Annotated in this window: 12 protein-coding genes and 1 pseudogene; 1 reads left to right on the top strand and 12 read right to left on the bottom strand. The window is 37.0% G+C overall.

All coding sequences use genetic code 11. The features are described from left to right. Nucleotides 1-110: 110 nt before the first annotated feature. The 10 genes and pseudogenes from JM83_RS13390 to JM83_RS13435 all read right to left on the bottom strand — a co-directional run bounded on the left by JM83_RS13390 (nt 111) and on the right by JM83_RS13435 (nt 14,734). The gene (locus tag JM83_RS13390) at nt 111-1,919 is read right to left on the bottom strand and encodes an acyl-CoA dehydrogenase family protein (protein ID WP_144962679.1); all 1,809 of its coding nucleotides are present in this window, start codon (nt 1,917-1,919) and stop codon (nt 111-113) included. A 42-nt stretch (nt 1,920-1,961) separates the two neighbouring features. Further along, on the bottom strand, nt 1,962-2,321 hold the full coding sequence (locus JM83_RS13395; protein WP_144962680.1) for a four helix bundle protein: 360 nt from the start codon (nt 2,319-2,321) through the stop codon (nt 1,962-1,964). A 42-nt stretch (nt 2,322-2,363) separates the two neighbouring features. Then, nucleotides 2,364-3,554: an acetyl-CoA C-acyltransferase gene (locus tag JM83_RS13400; RefSeq protein WP_144962681.1), complete on the bottom strand. Its 1,191-nt coding sequence runs from the start codon at nt 3,552-3,554 to the stop codon at nt 2,364-2,366. A gap of 39 nt (nt 3,555-3,593) precedes the next feature. Beyond that, nucleotides 3,594-3,889 (bottom strand): annotated as a pseudogene (locus JM83_RS13405) (four helix bundle protein). Between the two features lie 41 nt (nt 3,890-3,930). Continuing rightward, nucleotides 3,931-6,336: a 3-hydroxyacyl-CoA dehydrogenase/enoyl-CoA hydratase family protein gene (locus JM83_RS13410; RefSeq protein ID WP_144962682.1), complete on the bottom strand. Its 2,406-nt coding sequence runs from the start codon at nt 6,334-6,336 to the stop codon at nt 3,931-3,933. Nucleotides 6,337-6,396: 60 nt separating this feature from the next. Continuing rightward, nucleotides 6,397-6,849, bottom strand: coding sequence for a MarR family winged helix-turn-helix transcriptional regulator (locus tag JM83_RS13415; protein ID WP_144962683.1), 453 nt, complete (start codon nt 6,847-6,849; stop codon nt 6,397-6,399). A 167-nt stretch (nt 6,850-7,016) separates the two neighbouring features. Beyond that, nucleotides 7,017-8,792 (bottom strand): AMP-dependent synthetase/ligase, encoded by a 1,776-nt coding sequence (locus JM83_RS13420; protein ID WP_144962684.1) that lies wholly within the window; start codon nt 8,790-8,792, stop codon nt 7,017-7,019. Between the two features lie 120 nt (nt 8,793-8,912). Continuing rightward, nucleotides 8,913-12,590, bottom strand: coding sequence for a phosphoribosylformylglycinamidine synthase (purL, locus tag JM83_RS13425; protein ID WP_144962685.1), 3,678 nt, complete (start codon nt 12,588-12,590; stop codon nt 8,913-8,915). Between the two features lie 145 nt (nt 12,591-12,735). Further along, nucleotides 12,736-13,512 carry an endonuclease I family protein gene (locus tag JM83_RS13430; protein WP_144962686.1) on the bottom strand — a complete coding sequence of 259 codons (777 nt, stop codon included), beginning with the start codon at nt 13,510-13,512 and terminating at the stop codon, nt 12,736-12,738. A 10-nt stretch (nt 13,513-13,522) separates the two neighbouring features. Continuing rightward, nucleotides 13,523-14,734 carry an RsmB/NOP family class I SAM-dependent RNA methyltransferase gene (locus tag JM83_RS13435; RefSeq protein WP_144962687.1) on the bottom strand — a complete coding sequence of 404 codons (1,212 nt, stop codon included), beginning with the start codon at nt 14,732-14,734 and terminating at the stop codon, nt 13,523-13,525. 73 nt (nt 14,735-14,807) lie between these two features. On the opposite strand from JM83_RS13435, the gene JM83_RS13440 reads away from it, so the two are divergent. After that, nucleotides 14,808-15,851, top strand: coding sequence for a WD40/YVTN/BNR-like repeat-containing protein (locus JM83_RS13440; RefSeq protein ID WP_144962688.1), 1,044 nt, complete (start codon nt 14,808-14,810; stop codon nt 15,849-15,851). 84 nt (nt 15,852-15,935) lie between these two features. Here JM83_RS13440 and JM83_RS13445 read toward each other — a convergent pair whose 3' ends face one another. Then, nucleotides 15,936-16,388 carry a hypothetical protein gene (locus tag JM83_RS13445; RefSeq protein WP_144962689.1) on the bottom strand — a complete coding sequence of 151 codons (453 nt, stop codon included), beginning with the start codon at nt 16,386-16,388 and terminating at the stop codon, nt 15,936-15,938. A gap of 3 nt (nt 16,389-16,391) precedes the next feature. After that, the gene (locus JM83_RS13450) at nt 16,392-16,898 is read right to left on the bottom strand and encodes a hypothetical protein (protein ID WP_144962690.1); all 507 of its coding nucleotides are present in this window, start codon (nt 16,896-16,898) and stop codon (nt 16,392-16,394) included. Between the last annotated feature and the right edge of the window lie 36 nt (nt 16,899-16,934).

Consider the following 16,934-nt stretch of genomic DNA (forward strand, 5'->3'; position numbering starts at 1 on the left):
AATCCCTCATTGAGGGTTTAATTCCGCGAGGCTTACCTCGAATTTTTAAAATTATTTTCCAATGCATACCTCGTGGGCTTGCCCCGAGGTTCTTGATTTATTTCAAAATATTAATAGCAATACATATTCTCTGTAGTCAATTTTTCTGCAATAATGTTTCTTAGTTTAACAACATTGGGATGATTATCGTATTTGGTAAAACGTTTCAATCCCATTAACATCATACGTTGTTCATCGCCTTCAGCAAAAGATACAATTCCTTCTTTGGCTTTTTGGTTAACAATATCAACTGCATGGTATAGGTATAATTTGGACATAGCAATTTGCTCCTTTTGAGTTTCTTCCCCAAAACGATTCACATTTTTTTCTGTACGTAAAATCGCAGATTCTGCCATGTAGATTTCAATTAAAATATCTGCAGAAGCTAAAAGTAATTGTTGGTGTTCTTCCAGTTTTGGCCCGAATTTTTGAACAGCACTACCAGCTACCATTAAGAAAACTTTTTTCAATCTTTTCAAGAGATCTTTTTCTTCCGCAAACAACACCGAAAAATCTGGTTTATCAAAAGATGGAATTCCAGTAAGTTCTTCTCCCACCTTCGTTGCAGGTCCTAAAAGGTCTACATGTCCTTTCATGGCTTTCTTCACAAGCATTCCCACAGCTAACATTCTATTGATTTCATTAGTCCCTTCGTAGATCCTGGAAATACGTGCATCTCTCCAAGCAGATTCCATAGGGGTATCTGCAGAGAAGCCCATTCCACCAAATACTTGGATTCCTTCGTCGCTACAATTCTGAATATCTTCTGAACAAGCTACTTTTAAAATAGAGCATTCGATAGCATATTCTTCAACCCCTTTTAACTCTGCCTCTGCATGCGAATTTCCTTCTTCCAATCTTTTACTAATTCTATCTTCAATATTTTTAGCAGCGCGATAAGAAGCAGATTCTCCTACATATGCCGAAGTTGCCATTTCTGCCAATTTATATTTAATGGCCCCAAATTGAGCAATAGGAGTATTGAACTGAATCCTGTCATTTGCATATTTTACTGCCTGATCTGTAACCCTTCTTTGAGCATCCAAACAAGCCGCAGCTAATTTAATACGCCCAATATTCAATGCATTCATGGCTATTTTAAAACCATCCCCCCGTCCTGCTAGCATATTTTCTACAGGCACCTTCGTTTCATTAAAGAAAACCTGGCGAGTGGAGGAGGAATGAATTCCTAATTTCTTTTCTTCTTCCCCAAAAGTGATTCCATTTTCAGCATCATTTTCAACAATAAAACCGGTGATATTTTTATCATCTTCTATTCTTGCGAATACTATAAATACCTTTGCGAAACCTGCATTGGAAATCCACATTTTTTGTCCGCTAATACTATAACTTTTTCCATCTTCAGAAAGTACTGCTTTGGTTTTACCAGAGTTTGCATCACTTCCTGCTCCAGGTTCTGTAAGGCAATACGCCCCAAACCATTCTCCAGTAGCTAATTTTGGAACATATTTTTTCTTTTGTTCTTCTGTGCCGTATAAAGTAATTGGCATAGTTCCAATTCCTGTATGGGCACCAAATGCAGTCGCAATAGATCCAGTAGCACCACTAATATAATCGCAGACCAACATGGTAGAAACAAAGCCCATCCCGAGCCCGTCATACTCTTCTGGAACAGATATGCCTAAAAAACCGAGCTCTCCGGCTTTCTTCATTATCTCTTCTGTAAGCGCGTAATTCTTGTTTTCGAATTCTTCCTTTTTTGGCCAAATTTCACGGTCTACAAATTCTTTAACCGAATCTTTCATCATTTTCTGCTCTTCGGTAAAATCTTCTGGTGTAAAAACATCTTCGCTTAATGTTTCCTTTACCAAAAATTGACCTCCGCGAAGTAATTCCTTATTGGTTGTTTCTGTGCTCATTTTATTTAAGATTTAAGAATCAAGATGTTAGAAACAAGACTACTATTTTATTAGCCCATCTATAAATCCTGATATCATTTTTTGTATTTGTTGAACTTTATTTTCTAATTCCCAAAATTTTTCTTCTGAAATATATTTTTCATTATATGCAATTATTAACTGTGTTTCCCATTCAAAAGCTGAACCTAGACTAATTTCTAAATATGTTTTAAAATGCTTCAACGTACTTTTACTAGTTCCTTCTGCGATATTGGAAGGTATTGAAACAGCACATCTTGTTAGTTGCGATACCAAACTGAATTTCTCATGATCAGGAAAACTTTTTGTGAAAGAATAAGTTTCTTTAACTAAAGCCATACTCTCATGCCAAATCTTCAATTTTTTGAAATTATGCCTTTGCATAATCTTGTTTCCTGATTCTTGAATCTAGATTCTTATTTGAAATTATGATAAGAATTCGTAAACCCCGGCAGCTCCTTGTCCTGTTCCCACACACATAGTTACCATTCCATATTTGTTCTTAAGATCACGTTTGCGCATCTCGTCGAATAATTGAACAGATAGTTTTGCACCGGTACAACCTAGTGGGTGTCCCATAGAAATTGCTCCACCATTTACATTTACTCTATCTGGATCCAAACCTAAAGTTCTTACTATTGCTAAAGATTGTGAAGCAAAGGCTTCATTAAGCTCTATAACCTCCAAATCGTTTTGCTGGAGCCCAGCTTGTTTCAATGCCTTCGGAATTGCAGTAATAGGAGCAACCCCCATAATTCTTGGCTCGATACCCACCGCGGTATAACTTACCAATCTGGCTATTGGTTCCAGATTGAATTCTTTCACCATTTCTTCACTCATGATCAAGGTAAATGCTGCACCATCGCTCATTTGTGAGGAATTTCCGGCGGTTACGCTTCCGCCATCGGCAAAAACAGGTCTTAATTTTGCAAGGACTTCTTTAGAAGTATCAGCTCTAGGACCTTCATCTTTGTTTACCGTATACGATCTGGTTTGCTTTTTACCGTTCTCATCTACATAAGTTTCATCTACGGTTATAGGAACTATCTGATCTTGAAATCTATCTTCTTTTAAAGCTTTCAATGCTTTTTGATGAGAATTGAACGCAAATTCATCTTGATCTTCCCTACTTACTTTATATTCATTGGCAACAGCTTCTGCAGTAAGTCCCATTCCCCAATAATAATCTTCATGGCCTTGCACGGCAAGTTTATAATCTGGAACAGGCTTATATCCTCCCATTGGGATGTAACTCATGCTTTCTGCTCCCCCTGCAATAATACAATCTGCCATTCCTGCCTGAATCTTAGCAGATGCAATAGCAATAGTTTCCAATCCAGATGCACAATACCTGTTTACGGTAACCCCTGGAACCTTTACTGTATCTAATCCCATTAAAGAGATCAATCTACCTACGTTTAAACCTTGTTCTGCCTCTGGCATTGCGTTTCCAACAATAACATCGTCTATTCTTTCCTTGTCAAAATCAGGAAGTTTCTCCATCATATATTGGATGGTTTCCGCAGCCAGTTCATCTGGTCTTTTAAACCTGAATACCCCTCGAGGGGCTTTTCCTACTGCAGTTCTGTATGCTTTTACTATATATGCTGTTCTCATTTAATTAGATTTTAGATTTTAGTACTTAGTATTGAGATTTTATAAGGATTTTTGAAGTCCGTAATTCATTTTTTGTACCTCAATTATATTTTCAAGTATTGGTTTTATTATTTCTTCTGAAATTAATTTAAGTTCCATAGAAAGTGAGCGAATTCTTTTTTTGAATTTCTTCCAGCACCTTCAGCAATGTTGGAAGGAATTGAAACCGCACATCTTTTTATCTGAGAAATAAGTCCAAATCGTTCATCAGAAGGTAATTCACCACAAATTTTATAAACAGATTTAGTCAATTCCATAGATTTCTTCCAGATTTTCAAATCTTCAATTTTATGCATTAATTTTAATTTACTCACTCCTCACTCCTCACTCCTCACTCCTAATTTCTAAGCGGTTTCCCTTTTTTTATCATGTGTTCTAAACGCTCCAAAGTTTTGCGTTCTCCTGTAAGCGAAAGGAATGCCTCCCTTTCTAGATCCAATAAATATTGTTCGGTTACGTAAGAGGCGCCAGAAAGATCCCCACCGGCCATTACATAGGCCAGTTTGTTAGCTATCTTCTTATCATGTTCACTAATATACTTTCCAGCATACATTTGGTCTGTACCTACATAGAAAGTTCCCAAGGCTTGTTTACCTAGAACCTTAATATCTGTTCTTTGAATTGGTTGGGTGTATCCTGTTTCAGCCATTAAAAGTGCATGTTTCTTAGCGATTGCCAATTGTCTGTCTGGATTCACTACTACGATATCTTTTTCTTTCTGAAGGATATTGGTATCGAAAGCTTCGTATGCAGAAGTAGATACTTTTGCCATGGCAATTGTTAAGAAATGCTCCCTCAATCTGTTCAACTCTACATCATCTTTATGGTAGGTATCAGAAGCCCTTAAGGTCATTTCCTTAGAACCTCCACCACCAGGAAGTACCCCAACACCAAATTCCACTAATCCAATATAGGTTTCTGCAGCTGCAACCACCTTATCGGCATGCAGGGAAAGTTCACATCCTCCACCCAAGGTCATAGCATGTGGAGCTGCTACGGTTGGGATAGAAGAATATCTCATTCTCATCATTGTATCTTGGAAATATTTAATGGCCATATTAAGCTCATCATATTCCTGCTCTACAGCCATCATAAAGATCATTCCGATGTTCGCTCCAACAGAGAAATTTGCTCCGTTATTTGCAACTACCAGTCCTTGATAGTCCTTTTCAGCAATATCTAGTGCTTTATTTAAACCATCTAGGACATCACCTCCAATAGAATTCATTTTACTTCTAAATTCTACATTCAAGATTCCGTCACCGAGATCTTCAACAACAACACCCGTGTTTTTAAATACTTCTTTGGACTCTCGAATGTTGTCCAAAATAATAAACGCATCCTGTCCGGGCACTTTTACGTGCTCTTTTTTAGGGATATCATAGTAATAAGTATTTCCCTCCTTTACGGTATAAAAACTCTTACTGCCAGATTCCAACATTTCTCTAACCCAAGCTGCCGGTTCTTCCCCTTCAGCCTTCATCATTTCAATTCCTTTTTCTACGCCAATAGCATCCCAGATCTGGAATGGTCCATGTTGCCAACCGAATCCGGCTTTCATAGCATCATCTATTTTATAGAGTTCATCGGTGATCTCAGGAATTCTATTGGATACATATGCGAAAAGAGAAGAAAAGTTTTTACGGTAAAACTCTCCGGCCTTATCTTTTCCGCCAACCAGTACTTTAAATCTATCTACGACATTGTCTATAGATTTGGTAAGTTCCAAGGTTGCATAATTTGCTTTTTTAGCAGATCTGTATTCCAGCGTCTTAAGGTCTAACGACTGAATTTCGCTAGCACCATCATCACCTTTTACTTTTTTATAAAAGCCTTGTCCACTTTTACTTCCCAACCATTGCTTATCCATCATGGAATTGATGAAATTAGGAAGGGCAAAAAGATCATGCTTTTCATCACTTGGCACACCTTGATGAAGTCCATTGGCAACATGGACCAAGGTATCCAGCCCAACAACATCTACTGTTCTAAAAGTTGCAGATTTAGGTCTCCCTATTACTGGACCGGTAAGTTTGTCTACTTCTTCTATGGTCATTCCCAGCTCATCCACCATATGGAATAGACTCATTATACTGAAGATACCAACTCGGTTTCCTATAAAAGCGGCAGTATCTTTAGCTATTACAGATTTTTTTCCTAGAAATTTCTCTCCGTATTCATTCATAAACTCTAGAACTTCTTTTGAAGTTTCCGGTCCAGGAATGATCTCGAACAATCTTAAATAGCGAGCAGGATTAAAAAAGTGAGTTCCACAAAAGTGCTTCTGAAAATCTTCGCTTCTTCCCTCGCTCATTAATTTTATTGGAATCCCTGAAGTATTCGAAGAAATTAAAGTTCCTTTTTTACGGTGATTGTCCAATTGTTCAAAAACCTTCTTTTTAATGTCAAGTCTTTCTACAACAACTTCTATGATCCAATCTACTTCTGAAACCTTTGCGATATCGTCTTCTAGGTTGCCAGTATGAATCCTGCTGGCAAAAGATTGACTATATATAGGAGAGGGCTTCGATTTTAAGGAGGCCTGTAACGAATCGTTCACAAGCCTGTTCCTAACTGCTTTATCTTCTAAAGTTAGTCCTTTGCTTTTTTCTTTATCAGTAAGTTCCCGAGGAACTATGTCCAATAGCAATACTTCTACGCCAATATTTGCGAAATGAGATGCAATCCCGCTTCCCATGATTCCAGAACCGACAATTGCAACTTTATTAATTCTTCTTTTCATATGTGATTTTTAATTAGAATTTGATTTAGGCAATTCCTGAATTAAATTCTTATGATATATTTATTTTAAACGTATTTCTTGACTATAGATTTTCTTGCTCGAAATTAAATCCATGATAGAATTGGCTACTCTAATAAATGTTTTAAGATCTTCTTCGTCTATGTTTTCTTTAACGGCTTCATCAAATTTAAGGACCACCCCTCTGGAAAAATCCCTCATCTCTTTTCCGAGTTTTGTTAAGTGCAATAACACGCTACGACCATCTTGAGGGTTTTTTGTACGAATTATTAGTCCTTTTTCTTCCATTGATTTTAATATTCGGGACAAACTAGTGGCTTCCATGCCCATTTTGGGTCCGAGAGAGGTAGAAGGAGTTCCTTTTTCGGGATCTATACTTAAAAGGGCAAAACCCGTAGCCATAGTACTTCCTGCTTTTCCGGCTTCTTCATTATACATCTTTGAGACTGCCATCCAGGTAGCCCTTAATACATAATCGATAGTTTTTTCCTTCATCTTTAATTTAGAGTGAACCCAAAGTTAAGAAAATTTATTATGCGCGCATAATAAATTATAGAAATGTTTTGACTTCCTAATATCCACCCTAAATTTACTCCATATAAACAAAAAAACTCCCCAAAAGAGGAGAGTTTAACAATAACTTGATGTTATGAGTGCTAATTCTATCTTTCGTAAATAGTATTGTATAGGTCCATATACCTTTCTTTAATATTCCTTCTTTTTAATTTCATGGTAGGGGTAAGCAGGTCATTCTCTATACTCCATACTTCGGGGATAAGTTCGAACTTCTTGATCTTCTCCCAGCTACCAAATTTTTCATTATAGAAATCTACTTCTTCCTGAAGTCTCGCGATTACATCGGGATTTTTGACCATCTCTTCATTGGATTTACCAATATCCAGGTTTTTACGAGTTGCCCATTCTTCTATAAACTCAAAATTTGGTTGAATGAATGCTGCAGGCATTTTTTCGCCTTCACCAATAACCATGATCTGTTCAATAAAACGGGATTGTTTCATTGTATTCTCGATTAACTGTGGAGCTACATATTTACCGCCGGAAGTTTTGAACATTTCCTTCTTTCTATCGGTAATTTTCAAAAATCCTTCTGAATCAATTTCACCTATATCCCCAGTATGGAACCAACCATCAGAATTTATGGCCTCCTCTGTTTTTTCTTTATCCTTAAAGTACCCTAACATTAAATTAGGTCCTTTTGTTAGGATTTCCCCATCTTCAGCGATCTTAACTTCTACATTATCTATTACCCTGCCTACCGTGCCAATTTTGAATCCGCCATTGCGTTCATCGTTAACTGCTACCACGGGGGAAGTTTCTGTTAGACCATAACCTTCCATAACTGGGATGCCTGCAGCAGCAAACACCCTAGTTAGCCTAGGCTGTAAAGCGGCACTACCAGAGACTATTAATTCTATATTTCCACCAAGACCTTCTTTCCATTTGGAAAAGATCAATTTTCTGGCTAAACTTAATTGCATTTCATACCACCAGCCATTCGCACCGTAAGGTTCGTATTGTAAACCTAATTCTACGGCCCAATAAAACAACTTTTGTTTAATTCCTCCAAGTGCTGTTCCCTTGGCAATTATCTTATCGTATACTTTTTCTAAAAGTCTGGGAACCGCGGTTATTACATGTGGTTGTACTTCTTTAAGATTATCGCTTATTTTTTCTATAGACTCCGCAAAATAAACCGAAACACTATAATATTGATAGAGGTAAGAGATCATTCTCTCGAAAATATGGCACATAGGCAAGAAACTCAATCCTACATACTTTCCTGTTTCAAAAGGCACGCGATGTGCACTATTTAAGACATCACTTACTATGTTTTTATGGGAAAGCATAACTCCTTTTGGTCTTCCCGTAGTTCCGGAAGTATAAATTAAAGTTGCCAAGTCATCTTCTGTAACAGCATCTTTCAATGCTTCAACTTGGTCTTGATTGCTGTTATCTTTTCCTGAATCTAGAATTTCCGACCAATTTTTGCAGCCATTTATCTTATCAAAACTATAAATTTCCTTAAGCTGAGTATTGTGTTTTATTGCATTTACTTTTTCTAAAACATCCTCGTCAGATACAAAACAATAGGTAGCCTCACTATGATTTAAAACATACTCATAATCCTCTTGTGATATTGTAGGGTAAATTGGCACATTTTGAGCTCCTAATTGTAGGATCCCAATATCCATAACACTCCATTCGGTTCTATTACTAGAGGAGATCAATGCAATTTTATCATTTGGTTTTATGCCTAAACGTAACAAACCTCTACTTATGGCATTCGCCTTATCAATATATTCTTGTGTGCTTAGAGCTTCCCATTTGTTATTATATTTGGTAACTAATGCCTTCTCTAGGGGGTGATTTTCTAATTGATAGTAAGGAAAATCAAAAAGTCTTTTAATTTCGGTCATGTTAGTGGATAAGATATTCCTTGCAAAATAGTAAAATTGCTTGCTATTTCAAATGAATCCCACAAAAAAAGAAGGGAATTTTTACGTTCCCTTCCTAAATTTCATTAATTAGTATAATTTCTATTTGTTCTCTAACCATTTTTTAGCATTTGTAAATCCTTCTAACCAAGGAGTTGCTTCATCTTTTCTATCTTTTGGATAGTAGGCCCAGTTCCATGAAAATGTAGAACGCTCTAAATGTGGCATCATTACTAAATGTCTTCCTGTAGTATCGGTTAGCATTGCGGTATTGAAATGGGATCCATTAGGGTTTGCAGGATATTCTTCATACCCATATTTCCCAACAATGCTGTATTTGCTCTCTTCATAAGGAAAACTGAATTTTCCTTCCCCGTGTGCAGACCAAATCCCTAATTTACTTCCCGCCAAGCTAGATAGCATCACCGAGTTGTTTTCTTGAATTTCTACGGAAGTAAAATTACACTCGAATTTATTCGATCTATTATGTAACATTTTTGGTTTTTGGTCATGGTCCGGGTTAATAAGCCCCAATTCTATGAACAACTGGCAACCATTACAAACCCCTAAAGATAAGGTGTCATCTCTTTTGAAGAAATTATCCAAGGCAACTTTTGCTTTTTCATTATATAAAAATGCTCCGGCCCAACCTTTAGCGCTACCTAGTACATCTGAATTTGAGAATCCTCCAACCGCGGCAATAAATTGAATTTCTTCCAAATTCTCACGACCAGAAATAAGATCGGTCATGTGCACATCTTTTACATCGAAACCCGCAAGATACATGGCACGTGCCATTTCCCGTTCACTGTTAGAACCTTTTTCACGAATGATCGCAGCTTTTATTCTTGGTTGAGATTTCTCACTATCGTTCGAAATGACAGGAAGTTTTCCTGTAAAATTCTTTGGAAATTTGAATTCCAATGGTTGATTCTTATAATTATTGAAACGTCGCGTTGCGTGATCTGTTCCGCTCTGCTTTCTATCCAACATAAAAGAAGTAGTATACCAAAGGTCCCTATAGGTAGGAATGTCAAAATCAAAAGAATCGGTTCCATTAATTACTGAAACTCTATTTCCTTCAATAGGATTTCCGATTCTATGGAATTCAATATTGTTTTCATCTAAAACTGCTTCAATTGAAGCATCCTTTGCTTGAAAAACAATTCCGCAGTTTTCATTGAAAAGCAATTTTACTGAATCTTTTTCATTCAAAGAAGTAAGATCTAATTGCGCTCCTAGATTTACTTCAGCAAAACACATTTCCAATAAAGTGGTAATCAATCCTCCTGAAGCCACATCGTGTCCTGCTATAATAAGATCTTTAGAAATAAGATCTTGTACAACATTGAAGGTGTTCGCAAAGTTTGCAGAATCTAATATTGTAGGAACTTCGGTTCCTATTTTATTGCGGGTTTGAGCAAAAGAGCTTCCACCAAGTTTAAAAGTATCTTGCGATAAGTTGATATAATAGATCTCACCTTCTGGCTGTAGAACCGGTTCTACAACTTTGGTGATATCCTTACAATGTCCTGCTGCTGAAATAATAACCGTTCCCGGAGAGATCACCTCGCTACCGTCACCATTATATTTTTGCTTCATGGATAGGGAATCCTTGCCCGTTGGCACATTGATACCTAACTCAATGGCAAAATCGGATACTCCTTGAACAGCTTCGTATAATCTTGCATCTTCACCTTCATTATTACAAGGCCACATCCAGTTCGCAGACAAAGAAACAGACTTTAAACCTTGCTCCAAAGGCGCCCAAATAAGGTTGGTTAAAGATTCTGCAATAGAATTCCTGGAACCTGCAACGGGATCTATCAAGGCAGAAATAGGGGAGTGCCCAAGCGAGGTTGCAACGCCTTCTTTGCCATTATAATCCAGTGCCATTACCCCGCAGTTATTTAACGGTAATTGCAATGCTCCAGTAGTTTGTTGTTTGGCAACCCTACCGGTAACACATCTATCTACTTTATTTGTTAACCAATCCTTACAAGCCACCGCTTCTAATTGAAGTACCTGCTCTAAATAATTGTATATTTTATCCTGAGAATAATCCAGTTCCTTATAATTTCTTTGGATAGTTTTATCTGTCATGATGGTTTTTGGAGAGCTTCCAAACATATCTGCCAACTTCAAATCCATCGGTTTCTCCCCATTGCTATTGCGTTGAAACATGAAATTGTTATCGCCTGTTACTTCACCAACATCATACATTGGAGCTCTTTCCCGTTCAGAAACACGTTTTAAGACGTCCATATCTTTTTCAGGAATAATCAAGCCCATACGTTCCTGAGATTCATTCCCTATAATTTCTTTTGCAGAAAGGGTGGGATCTCCTACCGGTAATTTATCCAGATCTATATTCCCACCAGTTTCTTCCACCAATTCACTCAAGCAATTCAAGTGCCCACCTGCACCATGGTCGTGGATGGAGACGATAGGATTCGTTTCGCTTTCTACCATTCCCCTAATAGCATTGGCAGCACGTTTTTGCATTTCTGGATTGGCACGTTGTACGGCATTTAATTCTATACCACTGCTAAATTCTCCGGTATCTGCTGAAGAAACTGCGGCACCGCCCATTCCAATCCTATAATTATCTCCACCTAGCACTACGATTTTATCCCCTTTTTGAGGAATTGCTTTTATGGCTTGGTCTGCTTTTCCATACCCAATTCCACCAGCAAGCATGATCACTTTATCGTAACCTAAAAAACGGTTATTTTCATTATGTTCAAAAGTCAGTACAGATCCTGTGATTAATGGTTGCCCGAACTTATTTCCGAAATCTGAAGCTCCGTTGGAAGCTTTAATAAGAATATCCATTGGGGTTTGATACAGCCATTTACGCTCCTTCGTTGCTTTTTCCCATTCCTTACTTTCGTCTAAACGAGAGTAGGAGGTCATATAAACTGCGGTGCCGGCTAAAGGAAGTGATCCTTTACCACCGGCCAATCTGTCCCTTATTTCTCCACCACTTCCGGTAGCAGCACCATTAAAAGGTTCCACTGTTGTCGGGAAATTATGGGTTTCAGCTTTTATGGAGATAACAGAATCAAAATCTGTATTCTGATAAAAATCTGGTTTATATGGAGTTTTTGGAGCGAATTGCTCCACTCGAGGCCCTTTTACAAAAGCAACATTATCTTTATATGCTGAAACTATATCGTTCGGGTTTACTTCCGAAGTCTTTCTGATCATTTTAAAAAGAGAAAATGGTTTCTCTTTTCCATCGATCACAAAAGTTCCATTAAAGACCTTATGGCGGCAATGTTCTGAATTCACCTGGGAGAATCCGAACACTTCAGAATCTGTTAAAGGTCTTTCGAGCTTTACCGATAATTCTTCTAAATATTTTACTTCTTCCCCATTAAGAGCCAAGCCTTCTTGCTTATTAAAAGCATCCACATCTTTGATCTCCAAAACAGGTTGTGGTTTTGTGTTTACGGTAAAGATTTCTTGATCCAAGCCTTCAAATTTCTGAGAAAGCATAGGATCAAAATCATGAAAATGGGAATCTACTTTTAGAAACTCTTCAATTCTAATTATCCCAGAAATCCCCATGGTTTGGGTAATCTCCACAGCATTGGTACTCCAGGGAGAAACCATAGCGGCACGGGGACCAACAAAAAAATCTGCCAGTGCAGATTTGTTAAGTAGTTGAGCGTCACCAAAAAGCCAGTCTAATTTTGAAATGTTTTGAGCAGATAAGTCAGCGTGCGTTTGCACAGCATAAACCTTTGAGGTTTGGGTTCCGAAGAATAGGATCATTCTAAGTTTTTTTGTGTGTTGATGTGAGCACAAAAATAACTTTTTTAGAGAGAATTGTTAGCCTAAAATCAAATTATTACACACAGCCTATTTACAGGATTACTCCTAAAAAACTAATTGCAGCACCTTAAATCTTGAGTAGTATTTACCATTTATTTTCAGCCTTTGGACTACCCCAAATTAGGGTTGCTAAATATGGATTGTCTATAAAAGGATTTCGGTTTCCCTGGGCTTTAAAAATGATCTCGTTTCGCTGAATTTCAATTTTCGACACAGGATCCTGAGAATTCCATTTCAGGAAAAGAGCTAGATTCCCAACGGGCTCAAAGTCTTCATTATATCTTAAATTTAAATAAAAGACCATTCGCGAAACATCTCCAACCCATTCATCTCCTGGGTACCAAGAATTATTTGAGACCAACTTGTATTTTCCACTTCCAGAAGTAAAGCGATAATTCCTTCTTTGAGCATTAATTTTTGTGTCTGCGGTTCTTAAATGATGAAGGTCTGCTTCTGCGGTATTCTCAATAAATGATCTCGGATAAACATGCTCGGTGTTAAAGGTTTGAGGTAGGTATTTATTGCTGCCAGAATAAAATTCCCTTTTATCCCTACTTTCTCCTGAATAGATCAATAAAACATTTTTAGAATTAGAAGGGTCTTCATCTGCCTTATATAAATAGCGATGCCTTTCGTAATATTCTAAAAAGCGGGTATGTTTAGCAATTGTAGTAACTGCCAGTTCATCTTTTAAACCCTCTCCACGAAGATTAAAATCCACATTTTTATAATAAGAAATAAGTTCAGAAGGGACACTTAGCTCTTCTGGATTCTCAAGTACAGTTTCAGATTTTCTGTTTTCAGATTTACATCCAACAAGAATTAGAAAGGAAAAAACTACATATAAAATCCTAACTCTCATTATCTAAGTATTAGTTTTTCTGAAGAAGTGCCATGTAAAATCCATCATATCCAGACTCTGAGGATAATAATTTTTTGTCTTTCACCAATTTAAAATCCTTCCCATGTTCACTTGCAAGAAACTTTTCTACTTGTTCCTGGTTTTCTGAAGGTAAAATTGAACATGTTGCATATACCAATTTTCCACCATCCTTTACAATTCTAGAGTGGGTGTTTAAGATTTCGGCTTGAGTCTTTTTAATTTTCTCAATAAACTCCGGTTGAAGTTTCCATTTAGCATCCGGGTTTCTACTTAGAACTCCCAATCCGCTACAAGGAGCATCAATAAGAACACGGTCTGCAGTTCCATAAAGCTTTTTGATCACTTTAGTAGACTCTATTGCTCTAGGATCTATGTTGTGGGCATGCGCTCTTTTTGCTCTTCTTTTAAGTTCCTTTAATTTATTCTCATAAATATCGGTCGCTATTATTTGGCCTTTATTTTCCATTAATGCTGCAATGTGAAGGGTTTTGCCCCCTGCACCTGCACAAGTATCCACTACTCGCATTCCAGGTTTAACATCCAGAAATTCTGCAACTAATTGAGAATTGGCATCCTGAACTTCGAAAAATCCCTTTTTAAAGGCCTCAGTTTTAAAAACATTGGATCGTTCCTCCAATTGTAAAGCATAAGGATAGCCTTTTACAGGCTCGGCTTTAATGCCTTCATCATTTAAAACACTTCTTAAATTATCTCTGGTAGTATTTAAAGTATTGACCCTAAGCACAACAGGAGCTTGTTCATTTAATGCGTGAATCTCTTTTTCCCAGACCTTTTCGCCTAATTCTTTCATGCCCAATTCATCCATCCAATCTGGAATGGACTCTTTATACTTTCTTATTTTACTAAGCTCATCAAACTTACCTTTGATCTTTCTGCTTGGAGTTGGCTCAATTTGTTTCCAATCTGGTAGTGTAACCCCACGTAAAGTGGCCCAAACAGCGAAGACCCTAAATAGGTTCTCTCTGGAATATGGTGCTTTTACTTCAGCGATTTCAGTATATAAACGTTTCCAACGTACGATCTCGTAAACGGTTTCTGCAATAAAACTTCTATCACGGGAACCCCAACGCTTATCGCGTTTTAATGTTTTTTCAATTACTTTGTCGGCATAATTTCCTTCATTAAAGATATCTGATAATGCATCGATGGTTGCAAATACTAAATTTCGGTGTAAACGCATAGTTTAATTTTAAGGTGGCAAAGGTACTCAATTTTGACACCGATTATTTTATATTTGATTCAAATTCTTATTGATGAAATTATACTACTGGTTTGGGCTATTATTGATTATTGGATGCAACTCCAAGGAAAAGAAAACAGCCCCATCTTATTATACTTCTGTAGAAGTTGAAATAATTTTAGAAGACTCCATTAGTGTGAGGGCTATAGAATTGATGGGTAAAAATCTTGCTTTTGCCACAAACAATGGAATTTATGGAATGTACAATTCCCAGAAAGATACTTGGAAAACAAATATTCAGAAATATGACACTCTGGTTCCGGAGTTTCGTGCGGTGGCCAGTACCTCTACAAATTTCTTTATGCTAAGCGTTGCAAACCCCGCACTTTTATATAAAACTGGGGATTCCGGTCGGATGGAATTGGTGTATAAAGAGGAAAATGAAAAGGTTTTTTATGATGCGCTGGCATTTTGGAATGATGAAGAGGGAATTGCCATGGGCGATCCTGTAGATAATTGCCTTTCTATAATTATAACCAGGGATGGTGGGAAAACTTGGAACAAGATCCCGTGTGAGAATTTACCAGCAGCTGCGGAAGGCGAAGCGGCTTTTGCTGCCAGTAACTCCAATATTGCTATTAAAGGCAATAAAACCTGGATCTTATCTGGGGGCATGAAATCACGTGTATTTTTCTCTCCAGACAAAGGAGAAACTTGGGAGGTTTTTGATACTCCGATTATTCAAGGAACTCCAACACAAGGAGGTTATAGTTTAGATTTTCACGATGAAAATCAAGGTTTTATTATAGGAGGGGATTATACGAATCCAGATGAAAACCAAGCTAATAAAGCTATTACCAAGGATGGCGGAAAGACTTGGAAGTTGTTGGCAGTGGGACAGGAGCCGGGTTATAAAAGCAGTGTGAGATATGTGCCGGGTAAAAATGGACATGAATTGATTGCCGTCGGATTTACTGGAATATCCTACTCTAAGGATGCAGGGAAAAGTTGGAATAATTTATCTTCGGAAGGATTTTATACAATCCGTTTTCTAAATGATTCTATAGCCTATGCAGCAGGAAAGAATAGAATTGCCAAACTAAGATTTAAAAAATAAGGCCAAAAACGAAAATCCGGATCGCGAGATCCGGAAATTCTAACTAACCAACCAAAACTTATTATACAATTTTTTACAATCGAACTACTTATTTTGTCGTTCTTTCGCTTTTCGCTCTCTGTATTCTTTCCATAATTTCTTATTAAAGTCAGATTCTAGTTTATGAAGTTTGATAATTTCTTTAGAAGAAATTATTTTTTTGAGATCAGCAAAAAGGGCTTTTTTAATTTGATATTCTTCATTCTCAATTTCCTGATATTCCATCAACATTTTTTCTGCCTGTTGTTCAGATATCGTTTCAATCTCCTTAAGTTCTTGATGCTCCCTTCTTTGTAAATCCGTTTTTTGGCATTCATATTTATTATAAATAGGCCAGAATTTTTGTGCAAGTTCAGGGTTCATGTTCATTTCTTGAGTGATGTAGGCAACTTTCATCGCTTTTATTCGCTCTCTATGATCTTCTTTACTTTTGGAATCTTGGGCTTGCAAACCACAAAAAGTAAAAAACAATATAATAATAAGTGTTACTTTTTTCATCTGTTATTCTATAATTAGTCCTGAATCTTCTACATGTTCACTTAAATAATCGAAAATCGCATCTTCACTAAAACTAAACGAATGAATATTATCTATATTTAATCCATCTTCATATATAAGGTTGGAAATATCGGTATAATTCAAATCTTCTTCTATATAAGCCTCTAATGTTGCATAATCCAAGGTATCTAAACCGCTGTCCTGTGGGGACTTCAATAATACGGTACTAAGTAGCACAATAAATATTGCGGCAATTGCAGAGGCATAATACAGTTGTTTTTTCGAGAAAAGTTTAATTGTTTTACCTCTCTTGTTTTCTGAATTTAACTTAGCTTGGATAATGTGCTCTAGAGTATCAAAATAACCTGCGGGTACTTGAAATCCTGACTTGCTCTCCTTGCCTTTGGTTGAGGTGATTTCCAGTTTTTCAAATAAAGTTGTTTCAAGATTTTCCATAGAATTATGGGGGATCTTAAAACCAGGTTTATTTTTATATTTTTCTAAATTCATTTTCATTCTAATATTTAGACTCTTATTCTATAGCAA

Origin of the sequence: Gillisia sp. Hel_I_86 (genome assembly GCF_007827275.1) — a bacterium.
GTDB lineage: Bacteria > Bacteroidota > Bacteroidia > Flavobacteriales > Flavobacteriaceae > Gillisia.